Origin of the sequence: Pseudomonas sp. JUb42 (assembly GCF_024807945.1) — a bacterium.
Classification (GTDB): Bacteria; Pseudomonadota; Gammaproteobacteria; order Pseudomonadales; family Pseudomonadaceae; genus Aquipseudomonas.
The window spans coordinates 103,597-122,765 of the sequence record NZ_JANUFD010000013.1 but is presented as its reverse complement, the minus strand read 5'-3'; the positions used below and the strand labels follow the sequence as shown (position 1 = coordinate 122,765).

The 19,169-nt window shown below is 59.3% G+C and carries 20 protein-coding genes; 8 read left to right on the top strand and 12 right to left on the bottom strand.

Annotated elements, in window-relative coordinates:
- Positions 1-51: 51 nt before the first annotated feature.
- The gene (locus M2401_RS24060; RefSeq protein WP_259106593.1) at positions 52-1,239 is read right to left on the bottom strand and encodes a DUF2252 domain-containing protein; all 1,188 of its coding nucleotides are present in this window, start codon (positions 1,237-1,239) and stop codon (positions 52-54) included.
- 98 nt (positions 1,240-1,337) lie between these two features.
- Here M2401_RS24060 and M2401_RS24055 point away from each other — a divergent pair, with 98 nt between their 5' ends.
- The gene (locus M2401_RS24055) at positions 1,338-2,486 is read left to right on the top strand and encodes an epoxide hydrolase family protein (protein ID WP_259106591.1); all 1,149 of its coding nucleotides are present in this window, start codon (positions 1,338-1,340) and stop codon (positions 2,484-2,486) included.
- A gap of 187 nt (positions 2,487-2,673) precedes the next feature.
- Here the strand turns inward: M2401_RS24055 and M2401_RS24050 are convergent, their stop codons facing one another.
- The 4 genes from M2401_RS24050 to M2401_RS24035 form a co-directional block, all read right to left on the bottom strand.
- Entirely contained in the window at positions 2,674-3,171 is a 498-nt protein-coding gene (locus M2401_RS24050) for a hypothetical protein (RefSeq protein ID WP_259106589.1), read from the bottom strand.
- A gap of 104 nt (positions 3,172-3,275) precedes the next feature.
- On the bottom strand, positions 3,276-4,136 hold the full coding sequence (locus M2401_RS24045) for a GyrI-like domain-containing protein (protein ID WP_259106587.1): 861 nt from the start codon (positions 4,134-4,136) through the stop codon (positions 3,276-3,278).
- A gap of 295 nt (positions 4,137-4,431) precedes the next feature.
- Positions 4,432-4,797, bottom strand: a complete 366-nt coding sequence (locus tag M2401_RS24040) for a DUF4440 domain-containing protein (protein ID WP_259106585.1) — start codon at positions 4,795-4,797, stop codon at positions 4,432-4,434.
- A 359-nt stretch (positions 4,798-5,156) separates the two neighbouring features.
- Positions 5,157-5,987 (bottom strand): oxidoreductase, encoded by an 831-nt coding sequence (locus tag M2401_RS24035; RefSeq protein ID WP_259106583.1) that lies wholly within the window; start codon positions 5,985-5,987, stop codon positions 5,157-5,159.
- A gap of 128 nt (positions 5,988-6,115) precedes the next feature.
- Here M2401_RS24035 and M2401_RS24030 point away from each other — a divergent pair, with 128 nt between their 5' ends.
- Both M2401_RS24030 and M2401_RS24025 read left to right on the top strand, forming a co-directional pair.
- On the top strand, positions 6,116-7,033 hold the full coding sequence (locus M2401_RS24030) for a LysR family transcriptional regulator (RefSeq protein WP_259106581.1): 918 nt from the start codon (positions 6,116-6,118) through the stop codon (positions 7,031-7,033).
- Between the two features lie 180 nt (positions 7,034-7,213).
- A complete protein-coding gene (locus tag M2401_RS24025; RefSeq protein WP_259106579.1) occupies positions 7,214-7,441 on the top strand; it encodes a DUF6555 family protein in 228 nt (75 codons plus the stop codon).
- Positions 7,442-7,519: 78 nt separating this feature from the next.
- On the opposite strand, the gene dctA is transcribed toward M2401_RS24025, so the two are convergent.
- Positions 7,520-8,839 carry a C4-dicarboxylate transporter DctA gene (dctA, locus tag M2401_RS24020; RefSeq protein WP_259106577.1) on the bottom strand — a complete coding sequence of 440 codons (1,320 nt, stop codon included), beginning with the start codon at positions 8,837-8,839 and terminating at the stop codon, positions 7,520-7,522.
- An 88-nt stretch (positions 8,840-8,927) separates the two neighbouring features.
- Complete coding sequence (locus M2401_RS24015) at positions 8,928-10,100, bottom strand: mandelate racemase/muconate lactonizing enzyme family protein (RefSeq protein ID WP_259106575.1); 1,173 nt, start codon at positions 10,098-10,100, stop codon at positions 8,928-8,930.
- Between the two features lie 513 nt (positions 10,101-10,613).
- On the opposite strand from M2401_RS24015, the gene cydP reads away from it, so the two are divergent.
- Genes cydP through M2401_RS23990 form a run of 5 tightly spaced genes read left to right on the top strand, consistent with a single transcriptional unit; the run spans position 10,614 to position 13,994 of the window.
- A complete protein-coding gene (gene cydP, locus M2401_RS24010) occupies positions 10,614-10,823 on the top strand; it encodes a cytochrome oxidase putative small subunit CydP (RefSeq protein WP_259106573.1) in 210 nt (69 codons plus the stop codon).
- Complete coding sequence (locus M2401_RS24005; RefSeq protein ID WP_259106571.1) at positions 10,820-12,394, top strand: cytochrome ubiquinol oxidase subunit I; 1,575 nt, start codon at positions 10,820-10,822, stop codon at positions 12,392-12,394. The genes cydP and M2401_RS24005 overlap by 4 nt, the downstream gene beginning before the upstream one ends.
- 10 nt (positions 12,395-12,404) lie before the next feature.
- Positions 12,405-13,544: a cytochrome d ubiquinol oxidase subunit II gene (cydB, locus tag M2401_RS24000; protein WP_259106569.1), complete on the top strand. Its 1,140-nt coding sequence runs from the start codon at positions 12,405-12,407 to the stop codon at positions 13,542-13,544.
- A 38-nt stretch (positions 13,545-13,582) separates the two neighbouring features.
- Entirely contained in the window at positions 13,583-13,699 is a 117-nt protein-coding gene (gene cydX / locus M2401_RS23995; RefSeq protein WP_259106567.1) for a cytochrome bd-I oxidase subunit CydX, read from the top strand.
- On the top strand, positions 13,689-13,994 hold the full coding sequence (locus tag M2401_RS23990) for a cyd operon YbgE family protein (RefSeq protein WP_259106565.1): 306 nt from the start codon (positions 13,689-13,691) through the stop codon (positions 13,992-13,994). The genes cydX and M2401_RS23990 overlap by 11 nt, the downstream gene beginning before the upstream one ends.
- A 31-nt stretch (positions 13,995-14,025) precedes the next feature.
- Here M2401_RS23990 and M2401_RS23985 read toward each other — a convergent pair whose 3' ends face one another.
- The 5 genes from M2401_RS23985 to M2401_RS23965 all read right to left on the bottom strand — a co-directional run bounded on the left by M2401_RS23985 (position 14,026) and on the right by M2401_RS23965 (position 19,146).
- Complete coding sequence (locus M2401_RS23985) at positions 14,026-14,295, bottom strand: metal-sensing transcriptional repressor (protein ID WP_259106563.1); 270 nt, start codon at positions 14,293-14,295, stop codon at positions 14,026-14,028.
- Positions 14,296-14,392: 97 nt separating this feature from the next.
- Entirely contained in the window at positions 14,393-16,813 is a 2,421-nt protein-coding gene (locus M2401_RS23980; RefSeq protein WP_259106545.1) for a TonB-dependent receptor, read from the bottom strand.
- Positions 16,814-16,930: 117 nt separating this feature from the next.
- Positions 16,931-17,785 carry a FecR family protein gene (locus M2401_RS23975; protein ID WP_259106543.1) on the bottom strand — a complete coding sequence of 285 codons (855 nt, stop codon included), beginning with the start codon at positions 17,783-17,785 and terminating at the stop codon, positions 16,931-16,933.
- Positions 17,785-18,315 (bottom strand): RNA polymerase sigma factor, encoded by a 531-nt coding sequence (locus M2401_RS23970; RefSeq protein ID WP_259106535.1) that lies wholly within the window; start codon positions 18,313-18,315, stop codon positions 17,785-17,787. Before M2401_RS23970 ends, M2401_RS23975 begins: the two co-directional genes overlap by 1 nt.
- A gap of 81 nt (positions 18,316-18,396) precedes the next feature.
- Positions 18,397-19,146 carry an IclR family transcriptional regulator gene (locus tag M2401_RS23965; RefSeq protein ID WP_259106533.1) on the bottom strand — a complete coding sequence of 250 codons (750 nt, stop codon included), beginning with the start codon at positions 19,144-19,146 and terminating at the stop codon, positions 18,397-18,399.
- Between the last annotated feature and the right edge of the window lie 23 nt (positions 19,147-19,169).

Here is a 19,169-nt window from a genome sequence, read left to right as displayed (position 1 = left end):
GCAGAAGAAACCCGCCTATTGGCACAATGCGATCACTTCAAAATGCCTGGCTCAATGCTGCAACGCATACAACCGACAATGCTCCAGATAGCCTTTCTCATGGCTGCCAACCAGTTCAACAACGCTGGTCCATAGCCACGACGGCGCGTCGAATATGTGCGAGCGATTGGCTTGCAGGTCTTTGATCCATGAGGCTCGCGTTGACAGGTCCATCTGCCGCGCGTGGGCACGTCCTACAACGCCGGCAAGGTATCCTGCGGCACGCTTGGCTTCGGTCTGACTCAGTTGATCCAGTTCCAGCTTCATGTCCTGTGGCAACAGCTCACGCACGAAGAAGCCATTGTCGAGAATACGGGTGGCGAGCATCCGGTTGCCCAAGCCGGGGGACAAGGATCGTGCGCCTTCGACGACGCGCTTGCCGTTATCCCGGGGCATGGCAGTTCGAGGCGCACGCGGGGCGGCGGCGGCCACGGCTTGTTTGATATCGAGTAGGCAGAACTCTTGCTCATCGCCATCACCGACGCCCAACAGCACCGCATAGCGTTGCAAACCCAGTGAGCTGCAACCTTTTACCCAGTAGGCCGAGTCGAGCATTTCCACACCGTCATCGCGGGATCGGCCTTTGAGCGAGGTGACCAGAGTGTGGATATCATCCGTGGCACACAGGGCTTTCAAGGCACTGCGCTCGGCGCGCGACAATGACCAGAAATGCTTGCCCAGGGGAATGGTCGGCTTGGTGTCCTCGATGCGCTCCTGGGCCAGATGTTTCCAGGTGCGTTGCACGGCACTGCGCATGCCGGCTTTCACTTGGGCAGGTCGCGGCGGCTCCTCTTCATCGTTGCTGGACTCGAAGGCCTGCTCATAACCGCGCATCATTTCTTCGAGCATCCGCGCCGTGGCCACCCCGGGCAGATCCGAGCCGCGGGCGGCGGTGGCGAGGGACAGTCCCAAGCGCACCAGGTCATGCACAGGGTTGCCGACGACTGTCTGATCGAGGTCGCGAATATGAATATCGATACGACCTTTCAGGTCGCCGGTCGGTCCAAGATTACCGGCGTGGCAATCGCCGCAGATCCACACCGGTGGCCCGCTGGGCAGTCGGCGACCCGACTGGCTGTGTAGCCACTCATAGAATTGCACGGTACTGCCACGCACGTAGGCATGGGCAGACCGGGCCATTTTCAGGTTGCGCAGTTCATCGAGAGGTTTGGTGCGGGCGGAGGGGCGAGGTGTTTTCATGAGAAATTCTTCGACAAGGTAATAATCCGACCTCGGCCAAGCCACAAATGTTGCAAGATATTTCAAAACACCCTCATCGCCTGAGCGGGAGACCCGGCATGCATATCGAACCCTTCCACATCGACATCCCTGAAAGCCAACTGGCTGACCTGCGCGAACGTTTGCAGCGCACCCGACTGCCGCAGCCCCTGGCCGAACTGGGATGGAGCGAAGGTATCGATATGGGTGTGCTGCGAGAGCTTATCGCTCATTGGTCAACGACCTTCGACTGGCGGGCGCGGGAAGCACAGCTCAACAGCCTGCCGCAGTTCATGGCCGAGGTCGGCGGGCAACGGGTGCACTTCGTTCATCAAAAGGGAATCGGGCCCAAGCCGATGCCGCTGATTCTGAGTCATGGCTGGCCGGGTTCATTTATCGAGATGCAGCGCATCATCCCGCTGTTGACCGACCCTGGCAGCCACGGCGGTGATCCGGCGGATGCCTTTCATGTCGTGGTGCAGTCGTTGCCGGGCTACACCTTTTCCGCGCCCTTCAACCAGCCCGGCCATGGGCCTTATGAAATCGCCGGGCTGTGGGCTGAGCTGATGACGGGGCTAGGCTACGAGCGCTTTGCCACCCAGGGCGGAGATATTGGTGCGGGCGTCTCGACCTGGCTCGGGCTGCGCTTCCCCGAGCGGGTCAGCGGTATCCACCTTAACTTCATACCCGGCTCCTACAGCCCGAACCTCGACGAAAACGCGCCGCCCAAGACCGCAGACGAACAAGCCTTCCTGCAACGCGCTGCCGATTTTTTCGCCAGCGAAGGCGCCTATGCGCAAATCCAGCGAAGCAAACCCCAGAGCCTGGCCGTCGGCCTGAACGACTCCCCCGCCGGGCTGCTGGCCTGGATGGGCGAGAAGATCCTGTCCTGGTGTGATACCCACGACGGCCAACCCGCCATCGACCGCGACTGGCTGCTGACCAACGTGACGCTGTACTGGCTGACTCACTGCATCGGCTCGTCATTTCGCCAGTACGTCGAGGGCAGCAAACGGCCTTTACGACTCACCGGCAAAGAACGGGTAAAGCCACCGCTTGGCGTCGCCCTGTTTCCCAAGGAACTGCCGATGCCGCCGAGAAGCTGGGTGGAGCGCGGTTATGACGTCGAGCGCTGGACCGAGATGGAACATGGCGGGCACTTTGCGGCGATTGAACAGCCAGAGGCGTTGGCGCGGGATATTCGGGCGTTTTTTCGGGAGAAGCGTTAAGAAAACCTGCGCGCGCGACACTACAAATAAAAAAGCCCGACGATGAAGTCGGGCTTTTTCGTACGAATCAATTCACTGCGACTTAAACGAAACGCGCCGAACCTTACCAGCCTGCTTGGCTAGCTTGTACGCAGCCAAAGCCGCGTTGAGTCGTTCGGCCTTGCTCGCTTGAGCGTCGCTCTTGGTGTCAGACGAGAACATAACCTTTCCCTCCAAGGACAGAGTGCACACCAAAACCTACCTGGTCTCGATATTTGTTGAGTAAGCGACCGTAGTATGCCGACAGCTTTGGCCGGTCCACAAGGGAGACCAGAACGAATCCACGCACATCTCGATGAGCCCTTAGCATCCAGGTTGACTGAAAGATTCCACGGCCCAACGCCATGGATTGCCGGTAAGTCAGAGTGGAAAGATCTTCCCAGTCGGCAGGCTGGGTGTAGCTAGGGACCCCTTCCTCAAAATCACGACGCAGAGCAAACTTCACTTCGTAGGTGTTGGGCGGAAGCTTACGGCATAGGTCTCGTTCAATCATTTCCTGCTCAGCAAAAAAACCCGCCTGTATCGGAATGTAAAAGACTCCGTACTCAATATGATCGACTCGGATGTCATGGATCAGCCCTACATCGCCACCCTCAGTCATCAGATCAACTTCTTCATACCCGTCATCAAGCCAAAGATCAGCCACAACTCGCCTCACATCGTTTCTTTTGAGGCGACCCGCCTACATGAAGAAGCCCGGAGCTGGTCGGGCTTCTTTGCTCTGGCGACAGACAATACCCCCAACCCGCCCTAAACCAGCGGTATATAAATATCCGTCAACCACTGATCCTGCGGCGTCTCTGGGTAAACGCTCAGGTAGTGAAAGAACAACGGATGATCCCGCAACTCTTCCCCGCTGGTGGGCAGCCAATCGCTGTAGATCGGGTAGATGGTTTCGCCGATATGGTCGGGCGAGCCGACATGTCGCACGACCACGCAGCGACCAGCGGGGATGATCATCTCGCTCACTCCGGTGGCATTTGCCCGCACCTTTTCATGAATCTCGCCACAGATGGCAAAGCGAAATTCGTCCGGCGGCGTGGTATCGGGATTGTTGTAGGGAATGCCGAAGGTACGGCTGGAAGCCACCGGCGATTGCCCGCTTGCCATGCGCCAGTCGATGAACTTGCGCACACTTTCATTGAGCTTTGCGGGGGCGCCATGGTGCTCCAGCGTGGCAACCCTGACCTCGGCGAACTCGACGATTTGTACCTGCATGATGATGCTCCTGGAATGGTGGGGAATGACGAACGACTCATTCCAGACCTGCCAATTCGGCTGTCGGCTGAACAGCCCCGGCGCCATGCCAAACGAACGCCGGAATGCCCGACTGAAAGCCTCAGGACTCTCGAAACCGGCATCAAGGGCAGCCTCCAGCACCGAATAGTCTTGCGGGGAAACCAGGCGATGAGCCGCCCGGCGCAAGCGCATCAATTGCACATAACGCGCAACGGGAACGCCCACATACCCGGTGAACTGCCGATGAAAATGGAATGCCGAAAAGTGTGCGACCTGGCTTAGCGTCTTCACTGACAGATCGCCTTCGAGATTGGCATCAATGTAGGCAAGGACAGCGTCGAAACGTTTGGCGTAGGCCGCTTTGGTTGACATGGAGTTACCGTATGGAGGGTCTGGAACCGGTCGTCATGATCATCTGGATCCCAGGAGTGGCGCCTAGCCGGGTTTGCTCTTATTGAGTCGGCATCCCTTTTCAAACAACGCCAAAACCTGCTGATTACCTGGAACTCGCTGTAGGAGCGAATTCATTCACGAACAGGCCAGTGCGGCCGACGCATTTGTATCGTCTGAAATACTGCTTTCGAGAATTCGCCGCCACAGGATTCGCCTCCCTCCAAGGGAATGCAGTGCGGCCGCCTAGATGGCGCGGGACCTCCTACAAACTCATTCATTGTATTTGAGCCGTCACCCTCGTCCCTTGATGAAAAACCATCTGCCAACTGTCGAGATATCTGCGCCAAACCGAACTGCGTAATGAATGGGCAATGCCATCATCAAGGTGACTGCTGCACAGGTAGGTTGCTAACACCACGCCATCGGCCAGTTCGGTCGTTTTGAAGTCGCTGACGGTCCTCATCACGAAAACCTCGCCTTTCAGATCGGCAATGACATCCGCTTTTTTCCAGACATTGCCACTGACGCCAAACTCGACGAAATCGTCCGCCAATAAAGCTGTCAGGGATGCTTCGTCTGCCCGTACTTCGTGGGAAAGCAGGCGTGCTTCCAGTTCATGTATTTGCCGATGGATGTTCATGACATACCCCTCACCCGTCCTGCCATCAAAATAAGTAGCACCATCTGCGCCCTCCAATCCTCACCATCAGCATGAGTACCAGAGAGATTTATCAGATCTTCGCGCAATGCGACGGTTGAGGGGAGTGCCTTACGGTCAGGTAGTGCGATTAGAAGATAGTCGGCAAGCAATTGTCTTGGCACTGCCGAGACGTTTATTGAGAGATAACGCTGTTCTGACTGACTTGGTATCAGTAGGAGCCGCCTTGGTGGCGATCGCGTCAGGTCAGCCACCGACGCTATTGCACTCATTCGCCAACACGTTGGCGCCTACCAGATCGGGTTTAACCCGCCAGCTATGCAGCCGCCATCACCAACCCATCACACCTTGAAATCCGTCGACACACTCACCGCCCGCCACGTCGCCAGTTCCTGCGCGACTAAGCGGTTCTTCGCTTCGATCCTTGCCACGGTATCGCTACCCAAAGCCAGGCGCAGCGGTGGATTAGGGGCGTAGACCAAAGCCAGCATGGCCTCTGCCAGTTTCATCGGGTCGCCCGGTTGCGCGTGGTTGGCGTTGGCGGCGAAGCGGCGCATGTTGCCGACGGTTTCTTCGTAGTCGCTCAGTTCCAGTGCGGTTTTGACCAGGGACTGTTCGTCGAGGAAATCGGTGCGGAAGAAGCCCGGCTCGACCACCGTGGCATGGATGCCCAGAGGCGCCAGTTCCTGATGCATCGCTTCGGTGATGCCTTCGACGGCAAATTTGGTCGAGCCGTACACACCCCAGCCCATGTAAGCCTGATAGCCGCCGATTGAGGAGATATTGACCACATGCCCCGAACGCTGGCGACGCATATGGGGCAGTACCGCGCGGATCACGTTGAGCACGCCGAAGACGTTGGTGGCAAACAGGCGCTCGGTTTCGCTGGCGCTGGTTTCTTCGACGGCACCCAGCACACCGTACCCGGCGTTATTGATCAGGATATCGATGCGACCGAAGCGTTTGATGCCTTCAGCTACAGCCTCGTGGGCGTGTGCTTCGTTGGTCACGTCCAGACGCACGGCCAGCAGGTTGGGATGATCACCCAGACGGGCAACGATATCTTCGGGTTTGCGCGCGGTGGCGATGACCGCGTCGCCGCCTTGCAGGGCTTTTTCAGCAATCAGGGCACCAAAGCCACGGGATGCACCCGTAATCAGCCAAGTACGCATAGCAACTCTCCTTTTGGGGTAGCCCTGCGACATGCCGGGCTTCTCGATGAGTTGACGCCACTTTAGGTTTGATTTACTCATGTGATAATCCCAGTAAAACTCCAATGGCTTTTGAGGTGTACTCACAAATGAAAGCAGTCTCTGCAACCGATCTGACGACCTTTCTGTGCATAGCCAAGCATTTGAGTTTCAGCCGCGCCGCAATCGAACTCGGCCAGTCGCCCTCGGCTCTCAGCCATAGCTTGCGCGGCCTGGAAAAACGCCTGGGGATCCGCCTGTTCAATCGCACCACCCGCAGCGTGGCCCTGACTGAGGCCGGGGAGCGCCTGTATTCACGGGTCCGCCCGGCGTTCCGCGATATCGACGATGCCCTGGAAGACCTCAACAGCTTTCGCGACAAACCCTCGGGCACTTTGCGCATCACTGCGGGCCGTACTGCTGCGCAACTGGTGTTGCTGCCGTTGGTGAGCGAGTTTTTACAGGCCTATCCCGAAGTGCGGGTCGAAGTAGTGTCAGACGACGCTCTGGTGGATGTAGTCGCGGGCGGCTTCGATGCCGGAGTGCGTTTTGGCGAACGGCTGGAGGCGGACATGGTGTCCCTGGCCATAGGTTCGACCATGCGTTCGGTGGTGGTGGGTTCGCCTGAATTGTTTGAACGTTTCCCGACACCGCAGACGCCCCAGGATCTGCACGCCTTGCCCTGCATTCGCCACCGCTATCCGAGTGGGGTGATTTATGACTGGGAATTCGAGCGCCGCGGCATCAGCCAGGAGATCAAGGTCGACGGCCCCATCACCCTCGACGATGTCGGCATGATGGTCGGCCCGGCACTGCAGGGGGTCGGCCTGGCCTATGTCTTCGAAGAGATGGTCAAGGAGCTGATTGCCAGCGGGCAACTGATCCAGGTGCTAGGTGACTGGTGCCCTTATTATCCGGGCCTGAACCTGTATTACCCCAGCCGCCGACATGTGCCCGCCGCTCTGCGTGCCTTTATCGAATTCGCGCGCAGCAAGCGTGATCGCTTTGAACCGGACCGACGGGGCTGAACCCATCGAACGAATGGCATATGCCGTGGGTCATAATTGAACCACTACTCCCTTACAAGGCTTCAAACGCAGTTCAGGCTTCCCCATTTCTCTCGGCCTCACCTCCCGGCAGACCTCTCTGAATTCCAGGCACCATGGATTTACCCCTTTCGGGTACGGCTTCGGCCAAGAGGCTCCAACATGACGATCGATACCCTCTATACCATTCACTATCTTTTAGATGGAGTGGTTAAGCACTTCTATGCCCGCGCCGCGCACCTGGATGACAGCAATGCCATTCGCCTGGCGGCAATGCATGCTTCAGAAAGCCTGAAGGGCTGGATTGCCCTGGGCTCGTCATGGGAAGTGGCCACGCAGAGAGCCGAGAAAATCGGGGTGACCAAGGTGCGTTGGAATGCCTCGGTGTGAGCTCAGCAGTATCGATGCAAGAGACCGCTGGCAGCGTCACGAATCCACACGCCTGACGCTGCCCGCCACAGGTTTTTCCTACACGTGACCTGATACTTCTCTGACCTCCTTCTTGCCCTTGGCACTCTGTGCATTCATGGCCGCGATTTCCCGCGCAGCCTGGGCCTGGTCGAAAGAACCGTCCCACTTGGCAATTGCGATGGTGCCGATGCCATTGCCGATCAGGTTCGTTACCGCCCGCGCTTCATTGAGGAAACGATCGACACCCAGCAGCAACACCAGACCGACCAGCGGAATGCCATGGATCACCGACAGGGTCGCGGCCAGCGTAACAAATCCCGCCCCCGCCACACCCGCCGAACCTTTCGAAGTGAGCAACAGCACACCCAGCACGACCATCTGGTCCATGAGGGTCATGGGGGTGTTGGTGGCCTGGGCGACGAAGATCGCCGCCATGGTCAGGTAGATACAGGTGCCATCGGAATTGAAGGTATAGCCCGTAGGTAAAACCATCCCCACCACCGATTTCTTGCAGCCCAGTTTCTCCAGCTTGATCATCATCCGCGGCAGCACGGCTTCGGTAGAGCAGGTGCCGAGGGTCACCAGGATCTCGTCCTTGAAGTAACGCAGGAACTGCAATAACGGCAGGCCGGACCAGCGCGCCACACTGCCCAGCACAACCACGATGAACAGCAGCGTGGTGACGTACAGCGCGATCAGCAACTGCCCCAGGGACATCAGCGTACCGATTCCGTACTTGCCAATGGTGAAGGCCATGCCGGCACCAGCACCCAGCGGCGCCAACTTCATGACCATGGCGACGATGCGAAACAGACTCTGCAACAGCAGGTCGATCACGCTGACCAACGGCTTGCCGGTCTCACCCAGCTGTACCAGCGCAACACCCATTAGCACCGACACCAGAATTACTTGAAGCATCATGCCTTTGGCGAAGGCGTCAAACAGGGTGGACGGAATAATGTTGAGAAAGAACTCGACGATACCGCCCTGGGCCGCAGCAGCCTGGGCATAGCCATTGACCGCACTGCCGTTGAGACTGCCGATGTCGATGTTCATGCCGACGCCCGGCTTGAGGACGTTGACGACAACCAGGCCGATAACCAGCGCCAGGGTCGACAGCACCTCAAAGTAGATCAGGGCCTTGCCGCCGATGCGGCCGACTTCCTTGACGCTGCCCATCTTGGCGATACCTACGACGACTGTGCCGAAAATGATCGGCGCCAGCAGCATTTTGATCAGCTTGATAAAGCCATCCGCCAAGGGTTGCAGCTTGGCGCCGATGTCGGGAAAAACAAAACCGATGGCACCACCGATAACGATGCCAATCAGGACCTGTACGTAGAGCTGGCCGTACCAGCGTGGGGACGTAGTGCTCATAGTGACCTCATTTTGTTTTTGTAGGAGGTAGAGCGAACCGGGGCGGCCTGATCAAGCCGCCCCGGCAGAGAGGGTCAAACGATCGAGATCAGACGCCCTCACCGAGTTCGCGCATCACCGCATACAGCGCCGACTTGGCTTCGAAGCCCACGCCTGGGATATCCGGCAGGCCGACGTAGCTGTTCTCGACCTTGATGCCATCGGCAAAGCCACCGAACGGTTGGAAGACGTCCGGGTAGGACTCGTTGCCGCCCAGGTGCAGGCCCGCCGCGATATTCAGGGACATCTGGTGACCGCCGTGGGGCACGACGCGGCGCGAGGACCAACCGAGGTCTTTCATCACGTCCAGGGTACGCATGTACTCGACCAGACCGTAGGACAGCGCACAGTCGAACTGTACGAAATCACGATCCGAACGCATGCCGCCGTGGCGCAGCAGGTTGCGTGCGTCCTGATGGGAGAACAGGTTCTCGCCGGTGGCCATGGGCAGCTCATAATGGTTGGCCAGTTCGGCTTGCAGGGCGTAGTCCAGCGGGTCGCCTACTTCCTCGTACCAGAACAGGTTGTAGGGTTTGATCGCTTCGGCGTAGGCAATGGCGGTCTTGATATCAAAGCGGCCATTGGCATCCACCGCCAGGCGACGGCCATCGCCGACCACTTCCAGCACGGCTTCGATGCGGCGGATGTCTTCGTCGAGCGATGCGGCGCCGATCTTCATTTTCACCACGTCATAGCCGCGGTCCAGATAGCTCTGCATTTCCGCCTGAAGCTTGGTCTGGTCCTTGCCGGGATAGTAGTAACCGCCAGCCGCGTAGACCCAGACCTTGTCATCGGCCACGCCACCGCGATAACGGTCGGCGAGCAGGCGATACAGGGGCTTGCCTTCGATCTTGGCCACGGCATCCCAGATCGCCATGTCGATGGTGCCAACCGCTACGGAGCGCTCGCCATGGCCGCCCGGCTTCTCGTTGGTCATCAGGGTTTTCCAGATGGCGAACGGGTCGAGGTTGTTGTTTTCCTTGTCGATCAGAGTCTCGGGGTCGGCTTCGCTGATCCGCGCCAGAAAGCGATCACGCATCAAAGCGCCCTGCCCATAACGACCATTGGAGTTGAAGCCATAGCCGATCACCGGCTTGCCATCACGGATAACATCCGTGATCACCGCCACGACCGAACAGGTCATCTTGGAAAAGTCGATATAGGCATTGGCAATGGGCGACGCGATGGAGACGGTTTTCTCGCGAATTTCCACGATACGCATGGGGAGTCCTCTCTGATTATTAGGCGATGCCAGAGAACTCTAGGGCGGGGGGTGCTGCCGGGGCCAATGCTTAAAATCGAGGAGGTCATGCAGGGGTGGCATTGCCTGCGACAACGCTGGATGGAGCAGAGCGTAGGGCTCTGCCGGTAAACATTGTGGGCGCGAATTTATTCGCGAAGGTCGGGCCAGGCGATACACCTTCACCACCTGAAATACTGTCTTCGCGAATGAATTCGCTCCCATAGAGGCATGATTTTAAAATTCAAGAAAGTATAAATACCAAACTGCGACACCCCGCCACAGCCCCTCGGCAAATACAGCAACAACCTTGATGCACGTCAATAAAGCCCGGCTTACATACCCTCATGGGTATGCGGTAGCATTATGCAATGAGTGTTCGGAATACAAAAAACACTCACTCTACTCCCAACAGACATTGCTTAATGGCGGCGGCTTGACTGCGAGCGTCACGGTAATGCCCTGACTGCTGATTAACGTCGGAGTTGCCTTATCATGTCCGAAGACAAGCCCAAGTCTTTATGGCGAATTCCATTGGCGCGGGATATTGGCATTATCCTGATTATCAAATTAGTTATTCTTTTCAGCATCAAAGCCATCTGGTTCGGTGAACCCACCATCCCCGAGGATAACCAGGCAGGCGTTGCCGCGCATTTGTTCGATACCCCACCTGTTTCGCCACTTACCGAGGAGAAACCGAGATGATCTCGGAATCCGTTGTCGACCTGTCGCGCCTGCAATTTGCAGTCACCGCGCTGTATCACTTCCTGTTTGTGCCATTAACGCTGGGCATGACCTTTATCCTGGCGATCATGGAGTCGGTCTATGTCATGACCGGCAAACAGGTCTACAAGGACATGGTCAAGTTCTGGGGCAAGTTATTCGGCATCAACTTTGCCTTGGGCGTAACAACCGGCTTGACCATGGAGTTTCAGTTCGGCACTAACTGGGCTTATTACAGCCATTATGTCGGCGATATCTTTGGCGCGCCCTTGGCGATTGAAGGGTTGATGGCGTTCTTCCTCGAATCGACCTTTATCGGCCTGTTCTTCTTTGGCTGGGATCGCCTGACCCGCGTTCAGCATCTGGCGGTGACCTGGCTGGTGGCGATTGGCTCGAACATGTCGGCATTGTGGATCCTGATTGCCAATGGCTGGATGCAGAATCCGGTGGGCGCAGAGTTCAACTTTGAAACCATGCGCATGGAACTGAGCAGCTTCGGCGCCCTGCTGTTCAACCCGGTGGCCCAGGTGAAGTTCGTACACACCGTGTCGGCCGGTTATGTGACCGGCGCAGTGTTTGTCCTGGCGATTTCCAGCTACTACCTGCTGAAGAAACGTGACCTGGCGTTCGCCCGGCGCTCCTTCGCCATTGCCGCGGTGTTCGGCCTGGCCTCGACCCTGTCGGTGATCCTGCTGGGTGACGAGTCCGGCTACGAAATCGGCGACGTGCAGACCACCAAACTGGCGGCCATCGAAGCCGAGTGGAACACCGAGCCCGCGCCTGCCGCCTTCACCCTGTTCGGCCTGCCCAATCAGGCGGAGCAACGCACCGACTACGCGGTGAAGATCCCCTACCTGATGGGCATCATCGCCACCCGTTCGGTGGACAAGCAGGTCACCGGCATCAAGGACCTGATTGCCCAGCACGAAGTGCGCATCCGCAACGGTATGCACGCCTACGGCCTACTGGAAAAACTTCGTCACGGCGACAAGAGCCAGGCCAATATCGACGCGTTCAACGCGGTGAAACAGGACCTGGGCTACGGCCTGCTGCTGAAGAAATACACACCGAATGTGGTCGATGCCAGCGAAGCGAATATCAAAAAAGCATCCCTGGATACCATCCCCAATGTCTTCACCATGTTCTGGACCTTCCGCCTCATGGTGCTCTCGGGCTTCCTGACCTTGGTGCTGTTTGTGCTGGCGGCCTGGGCGTCGATCAAGCGCAACGCCGAGAGCAAGCCGTGGCTGCTGCGATTTGCCGTCTGCGCCCTGCCGCTACCGTGGATCGCGACCCAGACCGGCTGGATCGTCGCCGAGCATGGCCGTCAGCCGTGGTCGATTGCCGAAGTGCTGCCGGTGCATCTGTCCGCTTCGTCACTGGCGGCGGGTGATGTCCTGGGTTCGCTGCTGGCCTTGGTGGCCTTTTACACCGTGCTGTTGGTGATCGAGATGTACCTGATGATCAAGTTTGCCCGCCTTGGCCCGTCGAGCCTGCACACCGGCCGTTACCACTTCGAGCGTGACGCCGTCGCGCACACCGCCCAGGCCTGAGGAGTTCGTCATGTTTGATTACGAAACACTGAAAGTGATGTGGTGGGTGCTGATCGGCGTGCTGCTGATCGGCTTTGCCCTGACCGATGGCTTTGACATGGGTGCCATGGCGTTGATGCCGTTCGTGGGCCGTACCGACAATGAGCGCCGCGTGGCGATCAACACCATCGCCCCGCACTGGGATGGCAATCAGGTGTGGTTCATCACCGCTGGCGGCGCGCTGTTCGCGGCCTGGCCGATGGTCTACGCCGTGGCCTTCTCCGGTCTGTACTGGGCGATGCTGCTGGTGCTGTTTGCCCTGTTCTGCCGCCCGGTAGGGTTCGACTACCGCAGCAAGCTAGAGAACAAGACCTGGCGCACGGCCTGGGACTGGGCGCTGTTTGTCGGCGGCGCGGCGCCGGCCCTGTTGTTTGGTGTGGCGTTCGGCAATCTGTTCCTTGGCGTGCCCTTCCATCTCGACGAGTTCATGCGCTCGTCTTATGAAGGCTCGTTCTTTGGCCTGCTGCACCCTTTCGCTCTGCTGGCAGGCGTGGTCAGCCTGAGCATGCTCAGCGCCCACGGCGGCGCCTGGCTGATGCTGCGCACCGACGCCCAGTTGCATGCCCGCTCCCGTATCGCGACTCGCCTGTGTGCGCTGATTTACCTGATTGCCTTTGCCGGGGCCGGTGTCTGGCTGGTGTCGTCGATTACCGGGCTGAGCCTGGTGTCGAGTCTGGATACCAATGCGGCACTCAATCCCCTGAGCAAGCAGGTGCTGGCCGATAACCACGGCTGGCTGGCCAACTACAGCGCCTACCCGTTGACCCGCATCGCGCCGATCCTCGGCCTGGCCGGTGGCCTGCTGGCACTGCTTGGTGCGCAGATCAACCGCGCAGGCCTGGCCTTCCTCGGCAGCAGCCTGGCGATTGTCGGCACGATCTGCACGGCGGGCTTTGCGCTGTTCCCGTTCGTGTTCCCGTCGAGCCTTGATCTGGCCTCGAGCCTGACGCTGTGGGACGCGGTATCCAGCCACAAGACCCTGGGCATCCTGTTTGTCGTGGCCTGCGTGTTCGTGCCGTTGATCCTCGGCTACACGCTGTGGTGCTACACCCGCATGTGGGGTCGCCTGGGCGATAAACACATCGAAGCCAACCCCCACGGGCTGTACTGATCGCCTCACTATTCGCCCCGAGGGGCAAGGAGCACATCATGTGGTATTTCGCCTGGATACTCGGCGTCCTGCTGGCCTGCAGTTTCGGCATCATCAACGCCCTGTGGCTGGAGACCCAGCAGAACCTCGATGAAGAGGTGCCGGGTGAGCAGTAACGCCCGCCCCTGGCTGCAACGCGGGTACACCCGCGTTGTTTCCCTGCTGCTGGCGGGGCCGTTGTCACTGATTTTTCTGGTGCACCCGGCGGCCCTGCTCGACGCCAACGGCCACTACAGCCACGGCCTGATTTCCCTGAGCATGCTCGGCATGTCCACGGGCTTCATTCATGGCGTGGGTTTCGACCCGCACGGCCGGCTGTGGCGGACGGTGTTTCATCCGCTGCTGGGCTGGGTGTGGATGGGGTTGGGATATGGCTTGTTGTGGCAGGCCAGGGTTCATGGAGTGGCCTGAGCTCCTACAAGACCGCGCGCATACCGAGGCTCTAAGTGTATTTGGTAAAAATCGCCCGCACCTGCGTCAGCTTTTCTTCAACGCTCTGCCCATCATCGACCATGGCATCTTCCACCAGGCACATCAGCAATTCCTGATACGCCTTGTCCAGCGCCTTGCGCGCTGCGCGGAACTGCACGGCCACGGCCTCGCATTCAACTCCGCGTTTGATCATCGCCTGAATGCCGCGAATCTGCCCCTCGACCCGGGCCAGTCGCTTGAGCATTGCGTCGTGATTCTGTGTGTGTTCCTGACTGTTCATTTCCTGACCCTGGATGACGTCGCCCGGCGATTCTACGACCGGTGCGTCAGCCGCCTCGCGACTCAGGTCAATAGAGGCGGCTTCTGTCAGTTCAGGTTCAAAACGTGTATTTGACCGACAACATCAAGTTGCGTGGATCGCCGTAGACGTTGCTGGGCACCGTCACCGACGAGCTGAGTGAGTTGTAATACTTCTTGTCGAAGGCGTTATTCAGGTTGAGCCGGGCGTCGATATGCTCGGTCGGTTTGAAGCCCAGCATGAAGTCGACCAGGGTGTAGGCATCCTGCTCGATCATGTAGGTAGTGCCTTTGTTGTAGATGCGGTTCTGCCGGTACAGCGAGCTGCCGACCCGCCATTGATGCAACTCGCCCGGCAAGGTGTAAGTGGTGCTCATTTTGAACAGATGCCGGGGAATATCGGTATCGAAAAGACGCCCTTCGTTGGCGACATTGGCATCCTTTTTATATTTGGCTTCAGCAAAAGTGTAGCCAGCGCCGAGTTGCCAGTTCGGTGTCAACTGTCCCTGCACTTCCAGTTCGAGACCCTTGCTGCGTACCTCGCCCGCCGCTTCATAGCAGGAGGTGGTCGGGTAGCTGGGGCACAGACTCTGGTCGGTGATGGCCTTGGCGCGATTTTCCTGATCAATCTGGAAGATTGCTGCCGACGCATTCAAGGCACCGTCGAAATACTCGCCCTTGATGCCCATCTCGTAGTTCTTGCCGGTGATGGGCGCAATGATCGCCCCCGAGGTATCGAAATAACTCTGCGGCTTGAAAATATCGGTGTAGCTGACATACACCGAGTGATGCTGATCCAGGTCGTAGATCAGCCCGGCGTACTTGGTGACATGGCGGTTCACCTTGAGCTCGGTCTCGGTGTTTTTATACGGCGCGCTGGTGTCGTTGTCGTACCAGTCCAGGCGGCTGCCGAGAATCAGCTTCAGCGGGTCGGCCAGGCTCAGGCGCGTGTTGGCATAGACGCTGTTGAGCTTGGCATTGGTGTTCTGCCAACCGTATTTGTTCTGGCTGGCCACTTGCGGCGTGGCGCCGGAATCCCAGTTATAGATATTGATATTGCTGCGCAACAGCACGTTCACCGGCACATCACCATTGAACACCACACGCCGGTGGCTAGCGCCGAACACCAGTTCATGGTCGCGATCCAGCAACCGGAACGGGCCGCTGGCGTAGGCATCGAAGCTGTTCTGCGACTCGCGATAATGCCCGGCGCCGACGTACTGGTCATAGGTTTTGGTCGCAGTGCGGCCCAACAGGTAGGTGCCGAGCATATCCAGATCAGCCCAGGTCTTGGTCGCCGAGACGTTGAGCTTCCAGCCGTTATCCAGCGCATGCTCCAGCGCGGCATAGACCGAGGTGCTGGTCTTGTTCCAGTACTCCCAGTCATTGCTCAGCGAGGTTGAGCGCGACAGGTTCAGGTCGTGACCATCGAAGCCCACGGGCAGGCCGGTCCAGCCGTTGCCGTTGTAGTTGTCCTGCTGGCGCGAGGCACTCAGGGTCAGGGTGGTGCTGTCATTCAGATCGGCTTCGACGATGCCGTAGAACAGGTTGCGCTCGTTATCCAGCACATCGCGAAAGCTGTCCTGGGTCTGATAGCTGGTCACCATGCGCCCGCGCACTGCGCCGTTTTCCGTCAGCGGCCCGGACACGTCCAGGTCGGTGCGATAGCGATCCCAAGTGCCCAGGCTACCCTCGAGACTGGCCTGGAACTCCCGGGTCGGCCGCTTGCGGATCAGATTGATCGCCGCCGCCGGGTTGCCCGCCCCCTGCATCAGACCGGTGGCGCCACGGACCACTTCGACGCGGTCGTACATGGCCATGTCGGCAGACAACAGATCCTGGGACAGTTGCGAACTGTCGAGGCTGGTGGGCAGGCCGTCATACATGACGTTGTCGAGGGAAAAGCCGCGAGCGTAGTAGGAAGAGCGCTCCGGCCCGGTTCGGCGTACAGTCAGGCCGGGGGTGTTCTGTACCACCTCGCTGAGATCGGCGAGTTTCTGATCATCGATGCGCTGACGAGTGATCACCGTGACTGACTGCGGGGTTTCGCGCATGGACAGGTTGAGTTTGGTCGCCGACTGCATGGCCCCGGTGGTGTACGAACCGGTGTTCTCGGTTTCACTGCCCAGGCTGCTGGCCTGAACATTGGTCGCCCCCAGTTCCACAGCCGCGTCATTGCCCGGCCGCGCAATCAGCCAGGTGCCGTCTGCGGTCTTTTGCACCTTGAGGCCACTGCGCCCGAGCATGCGCTCCAGTGCCTGCTCGACAGTAAGGTTGCCGTGCAGCGCCACCGCCTGACGGCCTTCGGCAACGTCGGTAGCAAACAGGATGCGACTGCCGGTCTGTCCGGCCAGAGCGTTAAGTGCCTGATCCAGGCGCTGCGCCGGAATGTCCACAGCGTGAGTGGCCTCCTGAGCGCTGGCGCCGACGGCCAGCAACAGCCCGGCCGCCAACAGACTAAGCCGTTGCCCCCGGCGCGGTGATGACGTGTTCTTACCCACCTTGATTCCCCCATTCGAACAGTCGTTATTAGCGTTCTTCATGGGTAATGGCGTTTGTCGAATTGAAGATGTTGAGGTGCCGCTGAAAATAATTCTCATCAGCACCTGTTGGGCGTTTCAGCGGATGCGATTCAGGGTCACGCTGCCGTCGGCACCTTCCTGAACCCGTACCGGCAGAATTGTCGGCAGCAGACGGATCAGGGTTTCCACCCCGGCGGTGTCGAATTCACCGGACAGGCGCAACTCACCCGTTCGGGCATCGGCGATGCGGATCGGCGCCTGACGATAGTGCTGCAGGTCACTGACCACCTCACTCAGGGGCAGGCCATTGAAACGCAGCTTGTCGTATCGCCAGGCGGTCAGCGCGTCCTTGTCTGCCGCTTCAATCGGGCCGATCAATTGTTCGCCGGCTTGCAGCTGTTCGCCAGCCTTCAGACGCTGCGGTGCCGTGGTGCCGTTGCTGACTTCCACAGCGCCCTGGATAACCCCGACAGCCACGCCGCGCTCGTCGCTGCGCACATCGAAGACCGTGCCGATATCGCGCACCAGCACGCCCTGGCTGCGCACGATAAATGGCTTGTCGTCATGCACCACGCTGAACAGCGCCTCACCCCGGACCAGCTCCAGTTGTCGGCTGCGCAGGCGTCGCTCAATGCGCAAATGACTGCCGGAGTTCAGCTCGACGATGCTGCCATCAAGCAACTGCAGCTGTTGCCGCTGACCGAACGCCACCCGCACATCTTCGGTCTGCCACGCCGGATCGACGTGCCACAAGGTACTCAACAGCCCTACCCCCGCCAGCAAGCCAAGTGTCGAATTACGCAGCGTGCGCCGCTGTCGGGTCATGGCCTTGGCTTCGGCCAGCAACGCCTCGCGGGAGGGCACGCGCTCACGCAGGGAGTCGGCGAACGGCTGCAGGGCGTCGTCTGCGGTTCGTCGCTGGTCGTGCTGGATGGGTGGCATTGGGTTCATCAAAAGGCCCCACACGCGCGTCGGGCCGGCCCCCATTTCTGCACGATGGAACGCATGGCCCGGGCAAAATGCTGGTTCACCATATTGGCGGATATGCCCAGTTCTTCAGCGATCTCCCGCTGCGCCATGGCATGAATGCGATGCAGCAGAAACACCTGGCGCTGACGCGCGGGCAGCCCTTCGATAATGGCCAGCAGCGCGGTCAATTGCTGTTCGAAATCCAGCGCCTTGGCGCCATCCCACTCATCGACGCCGGGTTGCGCCGCCATGGGGCCGCTTTGATAGTCGTACCGCACCCGTTCGGCACGCAAGCGGTCGATAGCGCGGTTGAAGGCGGTGCGCCGCAGAAACGCCAACGGCAGCTTGATGGGCTCCTGCGGCGGCTTCTCCATAACTTGCACGCATACGTCATGCACCAGGTCACGGGCAAAGTCCCGTCCGTTGAAGCGACGGCGAATGTACTCGACCAAGTCATCGTAGTGCAGCGCAAGCGCGGCCAGCAGTTGGGTGTTGGGCGGAGAAGTCGACATGGATACGCAAATGCATTTGAGAATTGCTCGCATTATAGACATCTAGCGATCCGGGATGGAATCCTCACTTGCAATGCGTGGCTAGCCGCCGATCACCGCCTCGATCTCCGCCTTGCATTGCAGCAATGCCGCCTTGAGGCTTTCCCGTTGCTCGTGAAAGCGCAGCGCGGGTACGGCCAGGGAGATTGCGTAGTGTTCAGCCAGGCCGCTATTGAGGTAGATACCGATGCCGCAAACGCCGAGCGCGTGTTCCTGCTCATCGATGGCCCAGCCCTGCTGCCGGGCCAGGTTGACCTGCTGGATCAGTGGTTCGATCCCGTCGATGGTATTGGCCGTGCGACGTTCCAGCGGGGCACTCAGGGTGCGGCGGATCACTTCGTCGTCGAGGGCGCTCAACAGCATTTTGCCATGGGCGGTGCAGTGGATCGGGAAGGCCGTACCCACCGCCGAGACCACGCGCAACTCCTGATCGCTGGGGTACTGATCGACAGAGATCGCATGCAGCCCCCGGTAAACGCAGACATCGACCGTCTCGCGAGTGCGCCGCCCCAGGCTTTCCACATAGGGCCGGGCAATCGCGACGATATCGGTATGGGCCGAGGCTGCCAGGCGTACCAGTGCCGGGCCGAGACGTATTGCGCCGACTCCGGAAATCACCATCTGCTGGGCTTCCAGTGCCGCGACAATGCGGTGGACGGTCGTGCGAGGCAGATCCGCGGCCTTGGCGATCTGGCTCAGGCTCAAGCCCTGGCGCTGATTCTCCAGCGCCTTGAGCACCGCCGCTGCCCGTGCGATGACTTGCCTGCCACTGCCTTCGGTGTCCTGGGCCATGGGCCTCTCCGTGTAATTCATCG

What these genes read in the sequence shown, in the direction of transcription:
- M2401_RS24060 (WP_259106593.1), bottom strand. Translation starts at nt 1,239, where the DNA reads ATGAAAACACCTCGCCCCTCCGCCCGCACCAAACCTCTCGATGAACTG.
- M2401_RS24055 (WP_259106591.1), top strand. Translation starts at nt 1,338, where the DNA reads ATGCATATCGAACCCTTCCACATCGACATCCCTGAAAGCCAACTGGCT.
- M2401_RS24045 (WP_259106587.1), bottom strand. Translation starts at nt 4,136, where the DNA reads ATGTCAACCAAAGCGGCCTACGCCAAACGTTTCGACGCTGTCCTTGCC.
- M2401_RS24040 (WP_259106585.1), bottom strand. Translation starts at nt 4,797, where the DNA reads ATGAACATCCATCGGCAAATACATGAACTGGAAGCACGCCTGCTTTCC.
- M2401_RS24035 (WP_259106583.1), bottom strand. Translation starts at nt 5,987, where the DNA reads ATGCGTACTTGGCTGATTACGGGTGCATCCCGTGGCTTTGGTGCCCTG.
- M2401_RS24030 (WP_259106581.1), top strand. Translation starts at nt 6,116, where the DNA reads ATGAAAGCAGTCTCTGCAACCGATCTGACGACCTTTCTGTGCATAGCC.
- M2401_RS24025 (WP_259106579.1), top strand. Translation starts at nt 7,214, where the DNA reads ATGACGATCGATACCCTCTATACCATTCACTATCTTTTAGATGGAGTG.
- dctA (WP_259106577.1), bottom strand. Translation starts at nt 8,839, where the DNA reads ATGAGCACTACGTCCCCACGCTGGTACGGCCAGCTCTACGTACAGGTC.
- M2401_RS24015 (WP_259106575.1), bottom strand. Translation starts at nt 10,100, where the DNA reads ATGCGTATCGTGGAAATTCGCGAGAAAACCGTCTCCATCGCGTCGCCC.
- cydP (WP_259106573.1), top strand. Translation starts at nt 10,614, where the DNA reads ATGTCCGAAGACAAGCCCAAGTCTTTATGGCGAATTCCATTGGCGCGG.
- M2401_RS24005 (WP_259106571.1), top strand. Translation starts at nt 10,820, where the DNA reads ATGATCTCGGAATCCGTTGTCGACCTGTCGCGCCTGCAATTTGCAGTC.
- cydB (WP_259106569.1), top strand. Translation starts at nt 12,405, where the DNA reads ATGTTTGATTACGAAACACTGAAAGTGATGTGGTGGGTGCTGATCGGC.
- cydX (WP_259106567.1), top strand. Translation starts at nt 13,583, where the DNA reads ATGTGGTATTTCGCCTGGATACTCGGCGTCCTGCTGGCCTGCAGTTTC.
- M2401_RS23985 (WP_259106563.1), bottom strand. Translation starts at nt 14,295, where the DNA reads ATGAACAGTCAGGAACACACACAGAATCACGACGCAATGCTCAAGCGA.
- M2401_RS23975 (WP_259106543.1), bottom strand. Translation starts at nt 17,785, where the DNA reads ATGAACCCAATGCCACCCATCCAGCACGACCAGCGACGAACCGCAGAC.
- M2401_RS23970 (WP_259106535.1), bottom strand. Translation starts at nt 18,315, where the DNA reads ATGTCGACTTCTCCGCCCAACACCCAACTGCTGGCCGCGCTTGCGCTG.
- M2401_RS23965 (WP_259106533.1), bottom strand. Translation starts at nt 19,146, where the DNA reads ATGGCCCAGGACACCGAAGGCAGTGGCAGGCAAGTCATCGCACGGGCA.